The organism is Coraliomargarita algicola (assembly GCF_033878955.1).
GTDB lineage: Bacteria > Verrucomicrobiota > Verrucomicrobiia > Opitutales > Coraliomargaritaceae > Thalassobacterium > Thalassobacterium algicola.
In genome coordinates this window covers 2646958-2667169 of sequence record NZ_CP138858.1, presented here as the reverse complement: position 1 = coordinate 2667169, position 20212 = coordinate 2646958, and the positions used below count along the sequence as shown (strand labels likewise).

Annotated in this window: 22 protein-coding genes; 15 read left to right on the top strand and 7 right to left on the bottom strand. The window is 53.3% G+C overall.

The window, feature by feature from the left end; translation table 11 throughout:
* Positions 1-31: 31 nt before the first annotated feature.
* From pfkB to SH580_RS10710, 5 genes are all read left to right on the top strand, one after another.
* Positions 32-1000: a 1-phosphofructokinase gene (gene pfkB / locus SH580_RS10730; protein ID WP_319834977.1), complete on the top strand. Its 969-nt coding sequence runs from the start codon at positions 32-34 to the stop codon at positions 998-1000.
* Between the two features lie 4 nt (positions 1001-1004).
* Complete coding sequence (locus tag SH580_RS10725) at positions 1005-1643, top strand: YdeI/OmpD-associated family protein (RefSeq protein ID WP_319834976.1); 639 nt, start codon at positions 1005-1007, stop codon at positions 1641-1643.
* Between the two features lie 651 nt (positions 1644-2294).
* Complete coding sequence (locus tag SH580_RS10720; RefSeq protein WP_319834975.1) at positions 2295-3158, top strand: DUF6159 family protein; 864 nt, start codon at positions 2295-2297, stop codon at positions 3156-3158.
* Positions 3159-3225: 67 nt separating this feature from the next.
* Entirely contained in the window at positions 3226-3702 is a 477-nt protein-coding gene (locus tag SH580_RS10715) for a hypothetical protein (protein WP_319834974.1), read from the top strand.
* 13 nt (positions 3703-3715) lie between these two features.
* Positions 3716-4132, top strand: coding sequence for a putative signal transducing protein (locus SH580_RS10710; RefSeq protein ID WP_319834973.1), 417 nt, complete (start codon positions 3716-3718; stop codon positions 4130-4132).
* Between the two features lie 293 nt (positions 4133-4425).
* Here SH580_RS10710 and recA read toward each other — a convergent pair whose 3' ends face one another.
* The gene (gene recA, locus SH580_RS10705; RefSeq protein WP_319834972.1) at positions 4426-5514 is read right to left on the bottom strand and encodes a recombinase RecA; all 1089 of its coding nucleotides are present in this window, start codon (positions 5512-5514) and stop codon (positions 4426-4428) included.
* A 208-nt stretch (positions 5515-5722) separates the two neighbouring features.
* Here recA and SH580_RS10700 point away from each other — a divergent pair, with 208 nt between their 5' ends.
* The 6 genes from SH580_RS10700 (at position 5723) to SH580_RS10675 (ending at position 11270) form a co-directional block, all read left to right on the top strand.
* Complete coding sequence (locus SH580_RS10700; protein ID WP_319834971.1) at positions 5723-6142, top strand: hypothetical protein; 420 nt, start codon at positions 5723-5725, stop codon at positions 6140-6142.
* 2 nt (positions 6143-6144) lie between these two features.
* The gene (locus tag SH580_RS10695; RefSeq protein WP_319834970.1) at positions 6145-6783 is read left to right on the top strand and encodes an HAD family hydrolase; all 639 of its coding nucleotides are present in this window, start codon (positions 6145-6147) and stop codon (positions 6781-6783) included.
* A 217-nt stretch (positions 6784-7000) separates the two neighbouring features.
* A complete protein-coding gene (locus SH580_RS10690; protein ID WP_319834969.1) occupies positions 7001-7552 on the top strand; it encodes a type IV pilus modification PilV family protein in 552 nt (183 codons plus the stop codon).
* A 1-nt stretch (position 7553) separates the two neighbouring features.
* A complete protein-coding gene (locus tag SH580_RS10685) occupies positions 7554-8258 on the top strand; it encodes a PilW family protein (RefSeq protein ID WP_319834968.1) in 705 nt (234 codons plus the stop codon).
* 4 nt (positions 8259-8262) lie between these two features.
* Positions 8263-10551, top strand: coding sequence for a hypothetical protein (locus SH580_RS10680; RefSeq protein ID WP_319834967.1), 2289 nt, complete (start codon positions 8263-8265; stop codon positions 10549-10551).
* 2 nt (positions 10552-10553) lie between these two features.
* A complete protein-coding gene (locus SH580_RS10675) occupies positions 10554-11270 on the top strand; it encodes a hypothetical protein (RefSeq protein ID WP_319834966.1) in 717 nt (238 codons plus the stop codon).
* A 134-nt stretch (positions 11271-11404) separates the two neighbouring features.
* On the opposite strand, the gene dapF is transcribed toward SH580_RS10675, so the two are convergent.
* The 4 genes from dapF to SH580_RS10655 form a co-directional block, all read right to left on the bottom strand.
* Complete coding sequence (dapF, locus tag SH580_RS10670) at positions 11405-12262, bottom strand: diaminopimelate epimerase (RefSeq protein ID WP_319834965.1); 858 nt, start codon at positions 12260-12262, stop codon at positions 11405-11407.
* Positions 12263-12392: 130 nt separating this feature from the next.
* Entirely contained in the window at positions 12393-12848 is a 456-nt protein-coding gene (locus SH580_RS10665; RefSeq protein ID WP_319834964.1) for a PaaI family thioesterase, read from the bottom strand.
* Positions 12849-12930: 82 nt separating this feature from the next.
* The gene (locus tag SH580_RS10660; protein WP_319834963.1) at positions 12931-13161 is read right to left on the bottom strand and encodes a NifB/NifX family molybdenum-iron cluster-binding protein; all 231 of its coding nucleotides are present in this window, start codon (positions 13159-13161) and stop codon (positions 12931-12933) included.
* The gene (locus SH580_RS10655) at positions 13158-13592 is read right to left on the bottom strand and encodes a DUF134 domain-containing protein (protein ID WP_319834962.1); all 435 of its coding nucleotides are present in this window, start codon (positions 13590-13592) and stop codon (positions 13158-13160) included. Before SH580_RS10655 ends, SH580_RS10660 begins: the two co-directional genes overlap by 4 nt.
* A 172-nt stretch (positions 13593-13764) precedes the next feature.
* On the opposite strand from SH580_RS10655, the gene SH580_RS10650 reads away from it, so the two are divergent.
* Positions 13765-14700 carry an Asp23/Gls24 family envelope stress response protein gene (locus SH580_RS10650; RefSeq protein WP_319834961.1) on the top strand — a complete coding sequence of 312 codons (936 nt, stop codon included), beginning with the start codon at positions 13765-13767 and terminating at the stop codon, positions 14698-14700.
* Positions 14701-14952: 252 nt separating this feature from the next.
* Here SH580_RS10650 and murA read toward each other — a convergent pair whose 3' ends face one another.
* Positions 14953-16248, bottom strand: coding sequence for a UDP-N-acetylglucosamine 1-carboxyvinyltransferase (gene murA / locus SH580_RS10645; RefSeq protein ID WP_319834960.1), 1296 nt, complete (start codon positions 16246-16248; stop codon positions 14953-14955).
* A gap of 111 nt (positions 16249-16359) precedes the next feature.
* Positions 16360-17241: a hypothetical protein gene (locus tag SH580_RS10640; protein ID WP_319834959.1), complete on the bottom strand. Its 882-nt coding sequence runs from the start codon at positions 17239-17241 to the stop codon at positions 16360-16362.
* A gap of 286 nt (positions 17242-17527) precedes the next feature.
* On the opposite strand from SH580_RS10640, the gene SH580_RS10635 reads away from it, so the two are divergent.
* The 3 genes from SH580_RS10635 (at position 17528) to purB (ending at position 20155) form a co-directional block, all read left to right on the top strand.
* The gene (locus SH580_RS10635) at positions 17528-17899 is read left to right on the top strand and encodes a dUTPase (RefSeq protein WP_319834958.1); all 372 of its coding nucleotides are present in this window, start codon (positions 17528-17530) and stop codon (positions 17897-17899) included.
* Between the two features lie 144 nt (positions 17900-18043).
* Positions 18044-18646, top strand: a complete 603-nt coding sequence (locus SH580_RS10630) for a CPBP family intramembrane glutamic endopeptidase (RefSeq protein WP_319834957.1) — start codon at positions 18044-18046, stop codon at positions 18644-18646.
* 84 nt (positions 18647-18730) lie between these two features.
* Positions 18731-20155 (top strand): adenylosuccinate lyase, encoded by a 1425-nt coding sequence (gene purB, locus SH580_RS10625; protein ID WP_319834956.1) that lies wholly within the window; start codon positions 18731-18733, stop codon positions 20153-20155.
* The last annotated feature ends 57 nt before the right edge of the window (positions 20156-20212 follow it).

The following is a 20212-nucleotide window of genomic DNA, read 5'->3' as shown; positions in this document are numbered from 1 at the left end:
TCCATAATAGAAAGCCTCAAGCATGATGACTATGAATACTAAACCCTCAATCATCACAGTGACTCTAAATCCGGCGATCGACCATTCCGTATTTGTGGATCAGCTGCTGCCGGGCACGGTGCATCGGGCCACTGATTCGCATCGCCAAGCAGGCGGTAAAGGCGTGAATGTCGCTACGATGCTCGCGCTGGGGGGAGCTTCGGTTGCTGTCACTGGCTTTTTGGGCGAAGACAACCCCGCGATTTTTGAAACACACTTCAAACGGCACGCTCTGCAGGATAACTTTATTCGTGTGCCGGGTGAAACGCGCACCGGCATTAAGATTATCGATGCGCAGGCGAATGACACCACAGATCTCAATTTGCCAGGACCCGCTCCCAGCTCGGCGCAATGTGAGGGTTTGTTGTCCACTCTGTTGCAACAGGTGCAAGCCGGCACCTGGGTAGTGATCGCCGGTAGCTTGCCCCGTGGTGTGGAGCCTGCCTTTTTGCTTGAGCTGATTCCTCGCTTACGTGAGGCGGGGGCCAAAGTTGCGATCGATTCCAGTGGTGCCGCCTTGAAGGCCGCAGTCGCTGCGGGCGTAGATTTGGCGAAGCCCAATGAGCATGAGTTGGCGGAGTTATTGGATGCGAAATTTGACGATTTCCAAGCCACTCTGGAAGCGGCGCGTAAGCTCTGTCGCGAGCGCATTCCGAACCTAATCGTTTCGCTGGGAGGCGATGGGGCGTTGTTTCTGACGGAAGATTCCGAGCTGATGGCGAGCGCGCCTCCAGTCAATGTGATCAGCACCGTGGGTGCCGGTGATTCCCTTTTGGCGGGTTATTTGCAGGGGCGCCTGGCGGGAGCGCCGCTAGAGGACTGCGCGCGCAGGGCCACTGTGTATGCTTGGAGCCGATTGGAGTCTTTAGTGTCTGCGCTTCCTGCGCCCGATGAATTGCAGCAGCGAATGGCGCGTGTGCGCGTGCAGACGATTGCCTCGGGGGATGCTCCATCACAGTAATTGTATGTCGAAGCCAGTAAAACCCAGCAATGTGGATGAATACCTTAAGGCCGGTTGTGGCCGTTGTGCGCTCGGAGGTACGCCGGACTGTAAAGTGCATCCTTGGGCGGAGGTGCTTCGCTCGTTGCGCGCAATTGTTTTACAGACTGAGTTGGTGGAAGTGATCAAATGGGGGGCGCCTTGTTATACTTATGCAAATAAAAATGTGCTGATGCTGGGGGCGCTGAAGGAGTCAGTGGTGCTTTCTTTTTTTCGGGGATCGGAAATGAAGGATACAGCAGCGATCTTGGACTTGCCTGGAGAGAATACACGTTTTGCACGTTGTATCCGGTTTAAAAATACGGAATCTGTGGCGTCGCTTGAAGAGGCTTTGCTGGGCTATGTCGCGCAAGCCATTGAGATCGAAAAGTCTGGCAAAGCGGTCAGCGATCCGAAGCTTGGGCAGCCTGCGTATCCGCAAGAACTGATTGAGGCGTTTGAGCAAAATGCCGACTTTAAGGCTGCCTTTGCCGCGCTCACGCCAGGTCGGCAGCGCGGTTATCTGCTCTATTTTACATCTGCAAAGCAGTCGAAGACAAAGGCTGCACGGATTGAGAAGTGCATGCCTAAAGTGTTTTCCGGTAAGGGCTGGAACGAGCGCTAGCAGCCGGCCAGGAGTAGCCTCAAAACTCTGTTTTTGAGAGCGCCGTGATTGTGCCGGTGTCCGGAGCTGTCTGAGTGCCCGGTTCAGAGAACCGAGCTTACGGGGCAGGTGTAGCTTCAAAACTCTGTTTTGGAGAGCAGGCAGGTGTAGCCTCAAAACTTTGTTTTGGGGAGCGCCGTGATTGCGCCGGTGTCCGGAGCTGCCTGAGTGCCCGGTTCAAAGAACCGAGCTTACGGGCCAGATGTAGCCTCAAAACTCTGCTTTGGGGAGCGTCGTGATTGCGCCGGTGTTCGGAGCTGTCTGAGTGCCCGGTTCAAAGAACCGAGCTTACGGGGCAGGTGTAGCCTCAAAACTTTGTTTTGGGGAGCGTCGTGATTGTGCCGGTGTCTGGTAGCTGTGTGAGTGCCCGGTTCGGAGAACCGAGCTTACGGGGCAGGTGTAGCTTCAAAACTCTGTTTTGGAGAGCGTCGTGATTGCGCCGGTGTCCGGAACTGTGTGAGTGCCCGGTTCAGAGAACCGAGCTTACGGGGCAGGTGTAGCCTCAAAACTCTGTTTTGGAGAGCGCCGTGATTGCGCCGGTGTCCGGAGCTGTCTGAGTGCCTCGAAAAGAACGATATTTACATTTTGTTTTAGTTGGCTTAGTCCTAGCTTATGTTTGAATCATTATCTCGTAGTTGGGACTTTACTAAGTTGAGTTATGGCATGCTGCGGGAGCACAAGCATTTGACTCTGTTTCCGGTACTTTCGACGGCGGCGACCTTTTTGGTCTTGGCCAGTTTTATTTTGCCTCTTTGGCAGTTCGGGCTGTTTGAAGAATGGTCGGCGGCGATGGATGGCACGAGTGAGCAGCCACAAGATGCTTCAATGTACATTACAGCCTTTCTATTCTATTTTTGTAATTACTTTGTGATCGTGTTCTTTAACACGGCGCTTTGTGCCTGTGTGATGGAAATCCTAGAGCGCGGGAGTGCAGGTGTAGGCTTTGGGCTTAAATTTGCATTGCGGCGTATTCATTCCATTTTTGGGTGGGCTCTGATCTCTGCGGTGATTGGTATGCTGCTGAAGGCTATCGAGCGCAACGAAAAGGCCGGGCGTTTTGTCGCCGCGATCCTAGGTTCGGCTTGGACTGCGATGACGTATTTCGTGGTGCCGATTATCGTGACTGATGGGGTGGGGCCGATTGAGGCGTTTCAGCGTTCAATGCGAACTTTGAAATCTACTTGGGGCACGGCCTTGATGGGGAATTTTTCGTTGGGCACGATTGCATTTTTATTGATGCTGCCGATTTTTGCGCTGGGCGGCCTGCTTTTTTGGTTCGCGTTTAGCAATGATTCGAGCGCTTTGCTGGTCATTGCCATTATGTCTACAAGTTTGATGGTCGTGGTGGCGGTGGCAGCGACGGCGGCCGCAGATGGTATTTTTAAGGCCTACCTCTACACCTACGCGACAGGCCGCGGATTACCCGACGATGTGAGTGCTGCTGAGTTTGCGCAGGCTTTTCGTTCGAAGGCTTGAGGGGATATCTCTCTCTGCAGCCTCATTCATAAGTTCTCTCCCCCAAAAAAATAAAACAACACACGTCATGAAAATTAAATCTAAAATGATCCAACTATTAATCTGCTTGTTGATGCTGTCATCAGCCAGTGCAGAGAGCACCAAGGCCAGCGTGGCTAAGGTCGACTACAATGAAATCGACGATTTGCTAGTTCAAGTGGTTTTGAACATGGCCGGCAATGAGGAGTTGGGGGAGCGATTCTATGCCAAGAAGGAGGCTGCGAAAGCGGCTCAAGAGAAGATGCAGTCCGCGATGATGCGAGGTGAAGCGTTCGACCCGAGGGCAGCGGCTGCGGGAATGATGCATGACGATAGCGATCAAAAGAAGGTGGACCAGCTGTGCCAGAAACATTTGTTGGAGCTGATTGAGCGGGTGTTTGAAGATCGCTATGAGATCATTTTCAAAGATGAGTATAGGAGTTCGCTGCTGTTTACGCGCGGTGCCATCGACGATGTGACGATGACGGTCAAGCAGGAGTTGTTAAAGGCTCTTCCCAGTAACTAGCGTGGAGCGCCGTATGAAACAGATCGCATCTTACTCTAAGCCGGAAGAGGCTTATCTAGCGGCCTCTTTGTTGGAGGGGAATGGTATTGTCGTCAATGTGAGGGATGCGGATACTGTTGGTAACTATTGGATGTATTCCAATGCTGTCGGTGGAGTCAAACTTGAGGTCTCAGACGCCGACGAGACGCAAGCCAGGGAGATACTGAATTTGCCTAAGGAGGCGAATGGACTTTTGGTTTGTCCTTTCTGTGGCTCAGGCAATGTGAAAATGAGGGAGATGAACTTGTTCACCGCGATCAGCGTGGCGATCGGTTTTGTGCTCCCTTTTGCTTCGAAGAAGGTGGACTGTTTGGAGTGTTCCAAGAGCTTTGAACTGGACCTGAAAAAAGCAAAGGCAGCGTCCGAGCTTAAACCTAAAAAGATGAGTTAAGTAGTTTTTGGCGGGCGTTGCGTTTGCCAAGTTGTTGCTTGCGCAATGACTTGGGGGGAGAGCCGCGAACAGTTCTAAAAATACCCTCCGTTCCAGATCCTCCCGCAGCGTTTAAGCTTCGGCGCGCTTACATTTCGGATCACCGGCGTCCGCAAGCGGACACGCTACGTTTGAATTATAAGCATTCATGGGGAGCTTCTCCTGCTCAAAAAAAGCGCACTGCCAGTAGTGTGGTCAGTGCGCTTTGGGTTTAAGCATTTTAAATGCAGCCTGCGATGTAGTCGCTAGTTTGTTTAAGACTCGCTTGCTTCGCTTTCTTCTTCCGCTTTGCTGTCGCCGGTCAGGGATTCGCCCGCTTTGGGATGCACTTTCTCCATGATGAGCTGAGTTAATTCATTGGCGAGCTCGGGCGTATCCTTGAGGTGGGCCTTGGCTGCTTCGCGGCCTTGGCCGATCATTTCGCCCTTGTAGGAAATCCAGGAGCCCTTCTTCTCGAGGATCTTGTGTTCGACGCCGAGGTCGACCAAGGAGCCGGCGTGGGAAATGCCTTCGCTGTACATGATGTCGAACTCGCTTTCGGTGAAGGGGGGCGCGACTTTGTTTTTGACGATCTTGATGCGGGTGCGATTGCCGACGACCTTGCCGTTGCTTTCTTTGATTTGTCCAGTTCGGCGGATATCCATCCGCACAGATGCGAAGAACTTGAGGGCGCGACCACCGGGCTGTGTTTCGGGGCTGCCGAACATGACGCCGATCTTTTCGCGAATCTGATTGGTGAAGAGCACGACGCACTGTGACTTGCTGATGGCGCCGGTCAGGCGGCGCATTGCCTGACTCATCATGCGCGCTTGTAGGCCGACAGTGGTGTCGCCCATTTGTCCGTCGAGTTCGTTCTTGGATACCAAGGCGGCAACAGAGTCGACTACGATGATGTCGACTGCGCCGGAGCGGATCAGTGTTTCGGTGATGTTGAGGGCATCTTCCCCGCTTTCGGGTTGAGAGACCATTAAGTTGTCCAAATCCACGCCCACGATCTTGGCGTAGCGGGGGTCGAGTGAATGCTCGACGTCGATGAAGACTGCGTTGCCGCCTTGCTTTTGAGCTTCGGCGATGGCGCTGAGACAGAAAGTGGTTTTACCGGAGCTTTCCGGGCCGTAGATTTCGCAGATACGACCGCGCGGGAGGCCGCCAATGCCGAGTGCGATGTCGATGGCGATAGAGCCAGTCGAGATGACATCGACTTCCATTTTAGTGGCTTCGCCAAGGCGCATCAGTGCGCCGGCTCCGAATTGTTTATTGATGCCGGAGATGGCGAGGTCGAGGTTTTTGCGATCGCCTTCTGGGGTGCGTTGGGTCTTTTGAATTTGTGTTTTTGCGGCCATGATTATGTTCTTGTGTTTAAAGTCTTAGGATTGCGATGTAGTTTGAAAGGTGGATTGCAGATGGCAAGGCCAAATGATAATTTGTTCACTACTTTTGTTTGGTGTTTATTGAGTGGTCGTGGTGTGGTCGAGCCTTGTTGGGGAAGAGTTTTTTCGGTAGTGCGAGGAAAACTTTGCAATCCGCTGGTAATGTATTCTGTTTGCTGGAATGAGCCTGCCTGAGTTAAGCGACCGAAATGTATCCACTGTCCGTGGACTGCGCTACGCGCGTTTTGCCGGCTACGTGTTGGCGCTCTTGCTCTGGGCCTTGGGAGTCACAGCACTGATTCAAGGGGCGGGGACCTTTGACATGTTCAAAGGCGTTTATTTTGTAGTTTATGGTGTCGTGCTGTGCCTGCCGTTTCAGCGAATATCCGATTCGACTTGGCGATGGACCTATGGGCTACTGGTGGGGCTTTCGGCTTTGTTTGTCTTTGTGATGATCGCCGTGGTGATGTTTGCTTACATGGCGGCGGCGGAACGTGGAGAGCGCTTGGGGATTCCTGGCTTTGAGGGGATGCTTATCTTTTTCGCGCTGCTGCAAGTGCCGGTGGTGCTCTTTCAGCGTAAACCTGATTTGTTGGATTAGTTATGAACTATAAGCATGCGATCTGGGACTGGAATGGGACTTTGCTCGACGATACTTGGCTATGCGTTGAAGTTTTGAATGGTTTGTTGGCGCGGCGTGGTCGGGGGCCGATCACTGTGGAGGATTACCGGGGGAATTTTGGTTTTCCAGTGATTCATTTTTATGAGTTTCTGGGCTTTGATACTGATGTGGATAGTTTTGATCAGGTGAGCCGTGAGTTTATTGGTGACTATGAGGCGCGTTGGTTTGAGGAGTGTGGTCTACATGAGGGCGTTGACCAGGTGTTGACGGCGATGGCTGAGCGTGGAATCACGCATTCGGTCTTGTCGGCCGCGAAGCAGGAGGCGCTGGATCTAGGGGTTCAACACTATGGCATCCGTCAGCATTTTACCGGGTTGGCTGGCACGGATAATATTTACGCACAGGGTAAAGTGGCCCGTGGTCAGTATTGGATCCAGCACTTGCCTTGGTCACCTGAAGAGGTGGTTATGATTGGCGACACTTTGCATGACTTTGAAGTCGCGGAAGCGATCGGTGTGGATTGTATTTTGTTAGCGCATGGTCATCATGCTCCAGAGCGTTTAGCTGCTACGGGCAAACCAGTGTTAAGTTCTCTTGGGGACTTGTTGGAGCAATTTTAGTTTTGTTTTTGTGCGTAGCACAATTGCGTTTGCTTAAGGCGTGTATGTGTGGCTCATCATTTTTATGATTGCCCTGTATAAGCTTAAGCTTGCGAGTTTTTAAAGTTACGTAAAACGATCTAGCGCGATTGCTTTAGAATTGATCTAATTTGGATCTGGCTACAGTTCAGCATGATGGGCAATACTTATGATTGATGGTTCAGACAAGTTGAGAATCATGTCTGCTGAAGCTAGGATGGTTCAAGTGCGTGCTGGATTCACTTTGGTCGAAGTGATGGTGGGGCTGTTCTTGTTCTCTGTCATGTCGTTGGGCTTGGCGGCTTCTATGATTCAATCGTTGAAAATTTCAGATCATGTGCTGAGTCGGTCGACCGCGCATAGTATTGCATTGGGGTATGCCGAGCAGATTATGGCTCATTCATACTATGAGTTAAAGGAGGACTTGTCTTTAGGCACGGAGTTTAAATTAGTTGCCGCGTCGCTTGGGACGAGTGGCTCTGGGGCGGAGGAGCAATCCTTCAAGTTTGGTGTTGAGCGCGAGCAGATCATAGTGATGGATATTGACCGTGAGAGTCGTGAAGCCACCCGTGTTATGCCGATGCGTTTTACGATCAATGGGACCAGCTTGAGTTCGGGGTCGGCTCCGCTTAGCGCTTTGGAAATTGTAATCGACTATAGTTACCTGAAATCTGGCGGCGACGAGTCAGATGATGGTTCCTGGGCTAATGATTCCGTTCGTGTTGTGAAGTCACTCGTCGACATTTATTAGTATGAGAGCATTCAAATTCAGTCATACAGGGCAGTGGCAACGGGGTTTCACTTTAGTTGAGGTGCTCATTACGATGTCGATAGGCGTACTACTGCTGGGATTTGCCTCAATGTTTTTTGTGGATGCATTAAAGATATCTTTAGGTGTCACTAATAACTTGGATATCGAAAATTCAATACGTGATATTACGGATCAACTCAGTCAGGATGCGCGTAATGCTAATAGCTTTGTCATATACGGTACCTTTTTTGATGAAGGGCATGAAATAAGTGGTAGCTTCCGGAACCCTGCTGAGGATGTCTTAGCTTCGAATTATAGGAAGCAGGCAGGGGAGTCTGGAAACTGTTGTATCTTTGTCTATAATGGTGAAGATCTGACACCCTTGGACTTGTCGCCTGCGCCTATTAAAAGGATCGTTGGTTATTATTTAAATGATGTCGCGGATTCGGAGGGAGTTGAGCTTAAGCGATTCGATATTAATATCGCGACTGCGAAACAAGCTTTGAGTATAGAGAAGTTGGTCCCCTTGGTGAGCGATTCGGGGAACCACACCGTTCTGGTTGAGAGTGCCAATGGTTTAATTTCTGGAAACCTTTTCTATAATTTGTTGGGTCGTAGTATTGTTGTGAATAGTGAGATCATTTATGACTTACCGACTAAGACATCGGGGGGGACTTACAATTTTACAGTATCACCAAGGGGGTAATAGTATGAAGCATCGTATGAATACGTATCGCAGTACCAAGAGTGGTTCCGTGCTGCTCATGGTTTTAGCCGTGGCGAGTGCTGTGGCGATTATCGCATTTTCCTTGTTAGGCACGACTTCGACGGCCTCTCGTATCGCCGAGCAGCATGTGGCGCGTTTGCAGGCGGAGTCTGCTGCTGAAGCTCTTTTGGAGTATGGTGTCGCTCAATTGGCAGATCAGCTAGAGTCAAAAACATCCTTTACCGAAAATGAGTTGCAACCGGGCAAGAGTCCTTTGGTGATACCTGATTCGGCAACCGAATTCTTCGCTGGTAGCAATGTGAAGATGGATTCGCTTGAATTGCGAGCAGGGGTTTTGCCTTCTGGAGATTGGGAGTACATCAGCCCGATTGATTTGCTATATGAATATGACGAACTGGCGGGCAAGATTGTTTTTAGCCGAGAAGTCGAGCTATATAGTAAGGCGACTGTGCAGTCAGATTTAGGGCGCGATGTGACGGTTTACTTGACAGAAACTTTTGTCGTTCGGGATGCTCCTCTGTTTACCAATGCAATTTTTTATAACTCAGATTTAGTTTTTAATCCAGGTTATGATACGGATGTTGTCGGGCCTACGCATACGAATGGAAACTTAAGTGTGGAGGTCAATTCCGGCTATGATCTTAGTTTTTATGGTAAGGTGACTGTGGTGGGGGATTTGACTCGTGCAAATTCGTCCGGAGGAGGTGGGGGCATTTATTTCTCTAGTAGTTTCGATCCCATGACACTTGCTGCGATGGGATCCGGAAGTTCGACGCTTGATTCTTCTTCTTCAAACTGGTTGGAAGCTGCGACGGATCGTTGGAATGGTTTTGTGCAGGATTCCGCGATGGAAGTTGAAACGCAAAATGTGGTTGCGTTTAATGACTATACGCCCGACGACCCGAACACGCCTGCAAATGAGAGAGATAATAGTGCTTACGCCTTGATTGAGCCGCTCTTGCCCGCTGATCACGCAGACCGAAAGAGTGATAGTGTGCGCAATCAGAAAATGGAGTATAAGGCGGGGTTGATCATTAAGCTCGAACCGGGGGGTGTGCTTAAGGGGTATGCACCGGTTCGTGAGAACGCGGCGGTTGCTTCGAGCGCACCGACTGTGGATAGTGATGGAAATATTCAATACACTGAAGTGAAGTTGCCCGCTGATATTATTGGCGACCCAGACCCGACTTTTAGTTCCATCGAGGCTAGCCAACCGGAGTATTATAGCACCGAAGAGACGACTGTGGCGGAGAGTTATACTTACACCACTGGTCGCGGTCGGGATCGTGAAACGCATACGGGGTACACCTATACGACGACGACGACAGTCGCGAGTGGCTTGTACGATCATCGTGAAAACCGGGCCGTCGACACTGTGGCTTTGGATGTCGAGCGCTTGAAACATTACATCGAGGCGAAGGATAATTCCTCAACTGGATTTGATGGCACTTTTGATGTGGAGAAGCAGTGGAATGGAGTGGTCTATGTTGAGTTTCCAACCTCTTTATCCACGACTGATGGAGTGTATGATTATGGCACTTCAACAAATAACTATAACGTAGTGGCCGCAGTCGACTCGGATACTTCGGGCACTGAAATGGCGTTGATGATTATAGATGCCAAGGAAGTGCCAGAGCCTACGGGTGTCGTTGAGGAGGGGTTTACTTTGGCCTCGAATGCGCCGACGTATTTAGTGGGTTCTTTCAATGCGGATGGAGTTCCACATGCGAATGATTCGACGGAGCCTGATGATAGTTCAGAGCCGCCCGCTGCGATTCTAGTCGATTCACTGACTTTATTATCTGACAACTGGGAATCGAATCGGGCGAATACTTTGGTAGATGGGCGTAGTGAAATTCAGGAGGATCGCCCTGCGAGTTCCTATATCGAGGTGGCAGCGGCGATCGTCACTGGTACGCCCAATGATCTGCCTTCCGGTGCGAGTTATCCGACGACAGATGCGAGTCGTCCATATAGTCTGGGGGTGATTAATTTGCCCCGGTTTTTGGAGTATTGGGGATCTTCTCGAACTGTGACGATTCGCGGGTCGTTGGTTTCTTTGTTTGAGAGTGAAGTGCGTCCGGATGGAGCCCCTACAAATTTTAATGATTATTATGTGCCACCGACGCGTGATTGGGGCTACAGTACTTTGTTTTCGGAAGGGCGTTTTCCTCCAGGCACTCCTGTGATCCGCAATTATCGTAGACTTAATTTTTCGAGTATCACTAAGAGTGAATATGAAGCTGCGATTGAAGATTTAGATAAACTGTAGTCATGAGAGTCCTATTTATACTTTGTGCCCTATTTTGTTCAAGTGCTGCGATGGCGCAGTCGCTTCAATCGTTGGTGCTGACTGAGCCTTCTAGACCGATGCCGATTTCTGTTCGCCTAGAACGTGAAGAAGTCGATCGTTATCTTGCGGAAGCCTACGTTTTGTCTTCGGGCGGATTGTCCATTACCGGCGGTTTGAGTCGTCAGTGGAAAATTCCCTTAGTGGAGGATGGAAAAGCGGCGGTTTTTGAGATGGGGTATCAGGGCCACGTGGAGTGTGAGCTTCGTGCGTATCCAGTGGGCACATACGCATTAGGGGGTTGGGAAGAGTCGCTACCTGAATACTTGGCTGCTGCCGCCCAGAATCCTGCAAACTCAATGGTTCGATTTAAATCCAACGAGGATGGATCCGTCCAATTTATGCTGTCCAAGGAAACTCGTGGTCGTGAGATTCTGGGACCGGAGGGGCAAGTGATTTTTTCCGATAAAAGAGAGGTGTATCCAACTTTGTGGGGGAGTCCTTATTATCTAGTGGAGTATACTGTCACTCAAAATCCCGATACCGAGGACGAGGTGGAATTGGTGGTGAATGAGTTATTTTTAAGTATTCATAAGCTGGATCTGCATCTCATTTTTTGTGCACCTGCGGAATACCACTCGCGGCAGTTTCAGTTGTTGTTGGGGTATCTGAAAAACTTTTATGTTTCTGAACGAAAGTGAATCTTTCGTCTTGTCGCGAGTAGGGGGATTTGACTTCACAAAAAAACGCCTCTGCCACGACTTGGAGTCGTCGCAGAGGCGTTGAAAAGAGTGTGCGCCGACTAGGAATTAGTAAGTCGTACGGAGGGAGGGGGTTAAGACTCGACAGCGAAGCTGAGCGCTTCTTCGTCGAACTGCATGCTGGCCACGTGTGTGGCTGGGCCAGTCATACGGATGGCAAAGTCGTCTCCGATGTGGATCCCGATCTTGCCGCCGGGCATGTGCACTGTGATGTCGCGATCGCACAGGCCGATGCGGTGAGCGACTGCGGCCGCCGCACTGCTGCTGGAACCGGAGGCGAGCGTGTAGCCTGCGCCGCGTTCCCAGATCTCGATTTGAATGTTGTTGCGGTCGATGACTTTTAGAAACTGAACATTGGTGCGGTTGGGGAAGGCTTCGTGCACTTCGATGGCGGCACCGTCTTCGTGGGCTTGCTGGGCGCTGATTTCGTCTTGCACGACGACACAGTGTGGATTGCCAATATCGGCGATGTAGACGGTCTGTGTCTTACCGTTGAAGCTGAGTGCTTGGCCAATGTTGTGATCACTCTGTTCGGGGCCGTCGACAGGGATGTGGTTCATGGCGAAGTTGACTTTACCCATGTCGACTGTGATGGATTTCGCGCCGTCGGCGATTTTACAGGTGACGATGCCGCCCAGGGTGTCGACCGTGAAGGCGTCGTTTCCAACCGCGCCAGTATCGTAGAGATAACGGGCGAAAATTCGCAGTCCGTTGCCGCTCTTTTCGGCTTCGCTGCCGTCGGGGTTCATAATCCGGAGGCCGAAGTCGGCCTTGTCGCTTTTGAGCGGACCGTAAAGAATGCCGTCCGAGCCGAGACCGAAATTACGGTGGCAAATGCGGACAATGTCGTCCTTTGCAGGCAGTTCGCTGGCGTCCTTAGGGTCGAGGACGAGATAGTCGTTTCCGAGTGCGTGGTATTTGGCGTAGTTCATTCCTAGCCAATGAAGCGGGCTTTGTATCGGAAGCAAATATTAAGTCGGAAAATTGCGTGAGCGACCTGTGTCTGCCCTTTGTGTACTTCAGCGGTCGTTTGCATCGTGATGGTGCCGCTGACTTGGAGCTTTAATTCACCAGAGTTTGTTGCATGAAGCGTGCCTGTGCTGTGGTGCAGATCTTACCTTTTTGGGTGAGTTCTGCTTTGAGCTCACTCAGTCTACGGTAGCGGCGCTCGACCCAGACACGGATGTGGGCGGTGGGACCGACCTCGACGGGACGGCGGTAGCGAAGCTTCAGTTCGGCGGTGGCGCCATAGATGCCGAGCCCCATCAGGGCACAGGTCATGGCCTCATCGATGACGAATGCCTGTAAGCCTCCGTGCACCATGCCGTTAAAGCTGGTCATCGAGTCTGTGAAATCGATGGATGTGCGCAGGGTGTGTGGATCGTCCAGGGTGAAGTCCAGTTTGAGCTCGGGGTGGGTGCAGGCCAGGCAGCGGTCGTGTCCTTGTGTGCGTAAGCGGCTGAGTTTTATAACGCTGGTGGCTTGAAGGGACTCTTTAATTTTCATTAGGATTTTCATGTGAATGTTCGTGATGCGCGTGTGAGCAGAGTGCGCTGTCGGGGAAGTCCGGGCAGTCGCCTTGGTTGTAGGCATTGAGGGTTTATTGGTTGAAGAGTTCAATTGCCTGCTTCAGAGAAAAGCCGTTGGCGACCAGTGGTTGTATCGCTTCGGCAGCCAGTGCTTTGATGGCCTCGGGACCGAAGCGACCTGCCACGACGCGTGATACGCCCTGTGATTTAAGTAGCCGGACCGCTGCAGGTGCGGCGTCGCGCTTGAGCTTGGCCCCCGGGTTTTGTATGTGCGCTCGCAGGCTGCCATCGGGGTGAATCATTGCGATCCGTGTGCACGTCCGAAAATGCGTTCTACCGGACTGTCGCTATGAGGATTTTCACAGGCGATCGCTAGACCACCGCAATGGGGCTGGGATGATGGCTCGGCGTTATGAGATTCGACGAGATGCTCGGGGGGCGTGAGGATGAGATCCTCGCTGGCGTCGAGATAGATGGGGGCGCGTTGTTCCAAGCCGAGGGCGATGGCGCGGCGTGCGCGCTCGAGCATGCGGCCGGCGGTGCTGCGGGAGACGCCGACTTTCTTGGCGGCGTCTTCGATGTTTAAATTGTGCCCGTCGGTGAGGCGCATGATCTCGAAGTCCTCGATGGCGACTTCGACGGGGGCCGATTGATGTTGGGTCCAGCCCGCCGGAATGTAGATGACGGGGGCAGGGAGGCTTTCCAGGGTGCGTGCTTTGCGTGGTCGTGACATATTTAGCTGTGTTATTGTGGGAATAATCCCATAATGGTCAAGTGGCATGGGCCCTCCGTCTGCTCGTTTTAAGACTAATTAGTTGAGCTTCTCACTCTGAGCAGAGGCTCTGTGGGGGTGGATTTCTCTGGGCTCTGTGAGAACTCATCGCTATGTATTGCGGCAAATATCCGTGAATAAGATTCTAAACATAAAAAGCCGCATCGCGGCCCACATTGATCAGCTTTTCGGGCGAGCGGGTGAGGCGGGTAAGGTCGTTGAGAGTGCGCAGCCGCCTCCCGCGCCACAGGTGTATACACCAGAAGTGTTTGCCTTGGTGGGCAAGTCGGGCACGGGCAAGAGCTTCCGGGCGCGACTGATTGCAGATACTCGAGGGATCGATGCGATTATCGACGATGGCTTGTTAATTCACAAAGGGAAGATTGTGGCGGGGCGTTCTGCTAAGGAGACCACTCACTATATTGCTGCGGTTAAGACGGCGATGTTTTATGATCCAGAGCATCTGAAAGAGGTTTTGGCTGCCTTAGAGGCGGCTGAATATTCGCGCATCCTGTTACTTGGCACGAGTGAGCGTATGATCTTACGTAACTGTGATACCTTGCGACTGCCAGTGCCGGGCGAGATTATTAAGATTGAAGATGTGGCCTCGCAGGAGGAGATCGCGGCGGCGATTCATGATCGCAAGACGCATGGGAAGCACATTATCCCGCTGCCTGTGATTGAGGTGAAGCAGGCCTATCCGAAGTTGGTCGCACACGCGATTAAAGTGTTTTTTGATCGTACCCGACACAAGAGCGGCTACGATAAGACGATTGTGCGGCCGAGCTTCCATTCCAAGGGGACGGTCACGATCTCGGAGGTGGCGCTGACGCAGATGATTCTGCACTGCATGCGCGAAAAGGCCCCTCAATTGGAAATTCGCAAAATTCGGATCGCGCAAGGCGATGAGGGCTATCGTATCAAGATGCGGGTCTCGCTTCCCTTCGGTACCGAGGCGGCCAATACCTGCCAAGAGCTACACGATTATGCGATCCGTCAGGTTGAGAGCTATACAGGCATTCAAATCCGCTCGCTGGATATCCATATCGAAGCGGTCGAGCTGGATTAAAACGCTTAGTGCGGTAGGGCCGCCTTGCCAAGGCGGCCGTTCGCCGATTTTGCCTCAAACGTAAGCGAACCTTATTTATGTCCGCAGCGCTTCATGCCAACGGTCGTCTCGGCGAGACGACCGTTGGCAGAGATTCAAAACAGATGAATCTGCAATGAGCTGACTCTGCTGTTGCGAATGCGGAGATTCGCGATCCCGGGGCGGCTGACTCTGACGTTGCGAATGCGGAGATTCGCGATCCCGGGGGGGGGCTTAGTCTTCGAGCAATTCTTTGGGCATGTCGGTGTCCTTGAGGCGTTCGATCTTGGCGCCGATTGCACTTAATTTTTGTTCGAAGCGTTCGTAGCCGCGGTCGAGGTGGTAGATGCGCTGGATCCAGGTGTCGCCCTCGGCGGCAAAGGCGGCGAGAATGAGTGCGGCCGATGCGCGTAAGTCGGAGGCCATCACTGGCGCACCGGAAAGTTTGCTGGCACCTTTGATGATTGCGCTGGGGCCTTCAATCGAGATGTCGGCGCCCATGCGCTGTAGCTCGGGCACGTGCATGAAGCGGTTGGGGTAAATGCGCTCAGTAATGATCGAGAGCCCCTCGGTTTGTGTCATGAGTGCGCCCAGTTGTGCTTGTAGGTCGGTCGGGTAGCCGGGGTGGGGCAAGGTGACGACATCGACGGTCTTGAGTGAGCCCTCGTAGGGCAGCACACGAATGTAATCCTCGCCGAGCTCCATGGGCAGGCCGGCCTCCTCCAGTTTGTCGAGAAAGGCGCCTAGTAATTTAGGCGCAATTCCCTTAACGGTGACATCGCCGCGGGTGATGGCCCCGGCGATCACAAAAGTGCCTGCTTCGATGCGGTCAGCGATCACGCTGTGCTCACAGCCGTGCAGCTTCTCGACGCCGGTGATCACGAGCTCGGGGCTGCCGATACCTGTGATTTTGGCGCCCATTTTGACCAGCATATTACACAGGTCCACGACTTCGGGCTCGCAGGCGGCACATTCTAAACGAGTGGTGCCGGGGGCGAGGGTGGCCGCCATTACGATATTGGCGGTGCCGGTTACTGTGCTGCCACTGCGGCCACCGAGGAAGATGGGGCCGCCTTGTATTTCCGAGGCGTCCACATGCACGTAGCCATTGGCGATTTCGACCTGGCAGTTGAGCTTTTTGAGGCCTTTGATGTGCAGGTCAATGGGGCGGGGGCCGATCACGCAGCCGCCGGGGATGGAGACTTCGGCCTTGCGCATGCGGGCGACCAGGGGCCCGAGTAGGCATACGGATGCGCGCATCTTGCGCACTAAATCGTAGGGGGCCACGTGGGTGATTTTCTTAGAGGTGATCTCCCATACGCCGGGCTCGGGTTGCACGGTTTCTGCGCCGACATGACGCAAGATCTCGAGCATGAAGCGCATGTCGCTGAGGTCGGGCACGTTGCGTAATACGACCGTTTCATCGGTCAACAAGGTGGCGGCAAGGATGGGGAGGGCGGCGTTTTTGGCGCCGCCAACCTTAATTTGTCCGCGGAGAGGGCCGTTGCCGCTGACTTTGAAGACGTCCATCGAGAGTGCTTTGGTTTAAGTTATATTGTGTGGTGTGCTCGCTTGCGAGCGCTGGGTCGGTATCGGGCTGACGCAGGTGCGTTTGCTTGGTCCGCTTAGGTTTATGGGCACTTAGGAGGCCGCGTTTTCGTTGTTGCGGCGGTTGTTGCGACGTGGGCCGTTGCCACTGTGCTTACGGTTTTTGCTACCTCGTTTTCCACTGTTTGCGCCGTTGCTGCTACGTCCGCGACTCGGACCACCCCGGTTGCCACCTTTGCCTTGTGGGCGTGGGTCACGGTTTTGGCCGCCGCGTGGGCCGCCTTTCTGCGGGGCAGGCGCTTCTTTAGGGCCGAGGCCGAAGATGCTGAGGATTGAGGCCAGTAGGCCCTTTTTCTTGGGCGCAGGCTTTTTGCTGCTTTCGCTTTTGGTGTTGGGCTTGCGCTCGGTGCGTTCTGGGCGTTCGCTGCGTGCTGCTTTGGCTGGACGGTTTTTTTCGCGTTCTGCGCGGCGGGCATCACGCTCTGCGCGACGCGCGGCGATCTTGGCTTCGACGCTGGCGATGGCGGCAAGTGTTTCGGCGCTCGGCTGCGGGTTGGCGTCGCTACGAGGGGCGCGGGGTTCGCGTTTTTGGCGCGGTTCACGCTCGGCGCGTGGTTCGCGTTCGGCGCGCGGTGCGCGGGGCTCGCGCTCGGTGCGTGCCTGGCGTTCGCTACGGGGTTCACGAGGTTCACGGGCCTCGCGGGGCTTGCGCTCGCTACGCTCGCGGCGGGGCTTGTCTGCTCGCTGGGTGCGTGGCTCGGGGGCCGAATCAGCGCTGGGTTGGCCGCTGAGCTTTTCCTGTTTTAGGGCGTCGGCGGCGTTGACTTCGCCCATCTTCGCATTGCTGAGGGAGACCACTTCCGTCTTAAATCCACCGCTGCGACGGCGTGTGCGCGGCTTTTTGGACGCGTCGATGCTCGGTGTGTAGCTTTGGCTTTGTGAGATGTTTACGTTTTCTTCTTCGAATTCTGGCATGTGTCGTGTGTGTTGATGTGTGCGTGTGTGCTCCGTTGGCTAGAGCAGTCATAGCCGCAGATGCGGAGCGGTGGTCGGCGTCGGCCGGTCGGGCGAAGTCTTCGGCTCTAGCGGCAGGGAGCGCGCTGGCGGTTGATCGCATCGGGGAGACGACAAGGCTATGGCTAGAGAACTGGATTTTTTTGAGCAAGGGTTAAGTTTGAATAGTTGGTAGTTGTTGTTGGAAAGTTGCTTGAGTGACTGAATCCGCTTGCTAGCGCTCAGATCCGGACCTACGAATTCGGATATGGATAAACTCGACGAAATTTTCGACCTACAAGATGCCTTGAATAAGCGCATTGGAGTGAATACCGACGGTATGTCGGCCGAAGAGAAGACTAAATGGGTGCTCAATTACACGCGTGCGATGCAGCAAGAGATGTCGGAACTGATCGACTCGGTGCCCTGGAAGTGGTGGGCGAAGTATCAGGAGTTTGACGAGCAAAACGCGAAGGTCGAAGTGGTGGATATGTTTCACTTTCTGATTTCTCTGGCGCAAGTGTTGGGCATGACTCCAGAGGACGTCTACCAGGCCTACACTAAGAAGAATAAGGTCAATCACGAGCGGCAAGATAGTGGCTACGTCAAAAAAGACGAAGACGACTCACGACATATCTGAAGATGACGGATTGCGGATGACGGATGATGGATTGCGGATGACTGATGACTGATGACGGATAGTCGAATCGTCGAGCTTGAGTCATCTCGCATCCGCCATCCCGCATCCCTCATCCGCCATCTATAATAATACCATCGCGAAGCTATGAACGAAAACCCCTTCATGATTCTGCTCTACGTGGGTGTGGCTGCCTATGTGGGAAATATGTATTGGGGGGATTATAAAGCCTCCCGGGCGGGCCAGCCCAATTCAGGTGCGATGCCGGGGGCGACTTCGGTATCACTGCCTGCATATATCATCGGTGTGCTGGGCGCGCTTTTGCTGCTGGGTGTGGAAACAGGTGGTGAAATTGCGCTCGGGGTGGCGGATGAGCAGAGCGAGATGGTTTGGTTTTTCGTATTTGCGATCGTGGCCGCTGGCGTGGTGGAGGAGGTGATTTTTCGCGGTTTTTTGGTGGTGGATAAGCGGGGACGTGCGGTGCTGGTCGCCTCTTGCGTTGCTTTTTCGCTGATATTTGCCATCATTCACGCTCATTTTTGGAGCACGGAGGATGGCTTTGAGTGGACCTTTACCTCCAAGGCGTTTCTAAGCACTGGCATATTGTTTGCCAATTCGCTTTGGTTTTATGCTGTGCGCTTTGGGCCGTGGAATCCAAATCGCTCAATCTTTCCCTGTATGTTGGCGCATGCCGCTAGTAATCTAGGCGTGTTTGTCGTCAAACTGGTGCAGGGCTACGTAGTCTTTTAAACGTACGGAGTGTTTTTCCCTGTTTTTGTGTCGCATGAATGGCTGAGATTTGTCTTTTCCCCGTTTTCCCAATTTCAAACTATTATGGAAAACATACCAAATGTCTTAGCCACACGTTACGCATCGAAACCGATGAAGGCTGTCTGGAGCGCAGAAGGCCGCATCGCCTTGGAGCGTGATTACTGGATTGCGGTCTTACGTGCGCAAAAAGATCTCGGGCTCGACATCCCGCAAGAAGCCATCGACGCCTACGAGCGTGTCAAAGGCACTATCAATCTCGACTCGATCAACGAGCGCGAAGCAATTACGCGTCACGATGTGAAGGCGCGGATCGAGGAATTCTGCGATCTCGCTGGTTATGAGCACATTCACAAGGGGCTGACTAGTCGTGATCTTACCGAGAATGTCGAGCAGTTGCAGATCATTCAGGCGCTGGAAGTCGTTCGCACGAAGGCCGTCGCCGCATTGCTGAAACTGGCAGAGCGCGCCGAGCAGTGGAAGGATTTGGTGATCACAGCTCGTACCCACAACGTGCCGGCGCAGCCCACGACTTTTGGTAAACGCTTGGCCATGTTTGGCGAAGACCTGCTTTGCGCCGTGCGCGAGCTGGACCGTATTATCGATAACTATCCTGTGCGTGGGCTCAAAGGGCCTGTCGGCACACAGATGGACTTGTTGACGCTCTTCGGGGGCGATGCGGAAAAGGTGGCTGCTTTGGAAGAGCGCATTCTCGATCACCTTGGCGTGGGCGCTGCGCTCGACACCGTAGGCCAAGTCTATCCACGTGGCCTCGATTTCGAAGTGGTTTCCGTCTTTGTGCGTCTCGCTTCAGGGCCTTCCAGCTTTGCCAAGACTCTACGTATCATGGCTGGCCACGAGCTGGCCAGTGAGGGCTTTGCCAAGGGCCAAGTGGGCTCCTCTGCCATGCCGCACAAGATGAACAGCCGCAGCTGTGAGCGTCTCAATGGCTTTGCTGTCATTCTGAAGGGCTACCTGACGATGGCGGGCGAGCTCGCCGGCGATCAGTGGAACGAGGGCGACGTCTCTTGCTCCGTAGTGCGTCGTGTCTTCTTGCCAGACAGCTTCTTTGCCATCGATGGGCTGATCGATACTTTCCTCACGATCTTAAATCAAATGGAGGTCTACCCAGCCGTGATCGATCAGGAAAACCAGCGCTACGGTCCATTCCTCGCGACCACCACAGTGCTGATGGAAGCGGTCAAAGCCGGAGCCGGGCGCGAAGAAGCGCACGAAGCGATCAAAGAGCATGCCGTGCAGACCGTGCGCGATCTACGTTCGGGGCTGATCTCGGCCAACGATCTGGTCGAGCGACTTGCAGGCGATGCTCGCTTGGGGCTCAGCTTGGAGCAACTCAGCGAAATGATGGGGCGCGCCCAAGCCATGACGGGGCTGGCCTCCGCTCAAGTGGACAAATTCTGCGCCACTGTTCGTGAGGAATCTCAGAATTTCCCAGCCGCCGCCGACTATACTCCGGGCGCAATTCTTTAAGGATTGCTTTCGAAAAAGGCCGTCATACACACAGTCACACTCTCTCTTTAAACACCC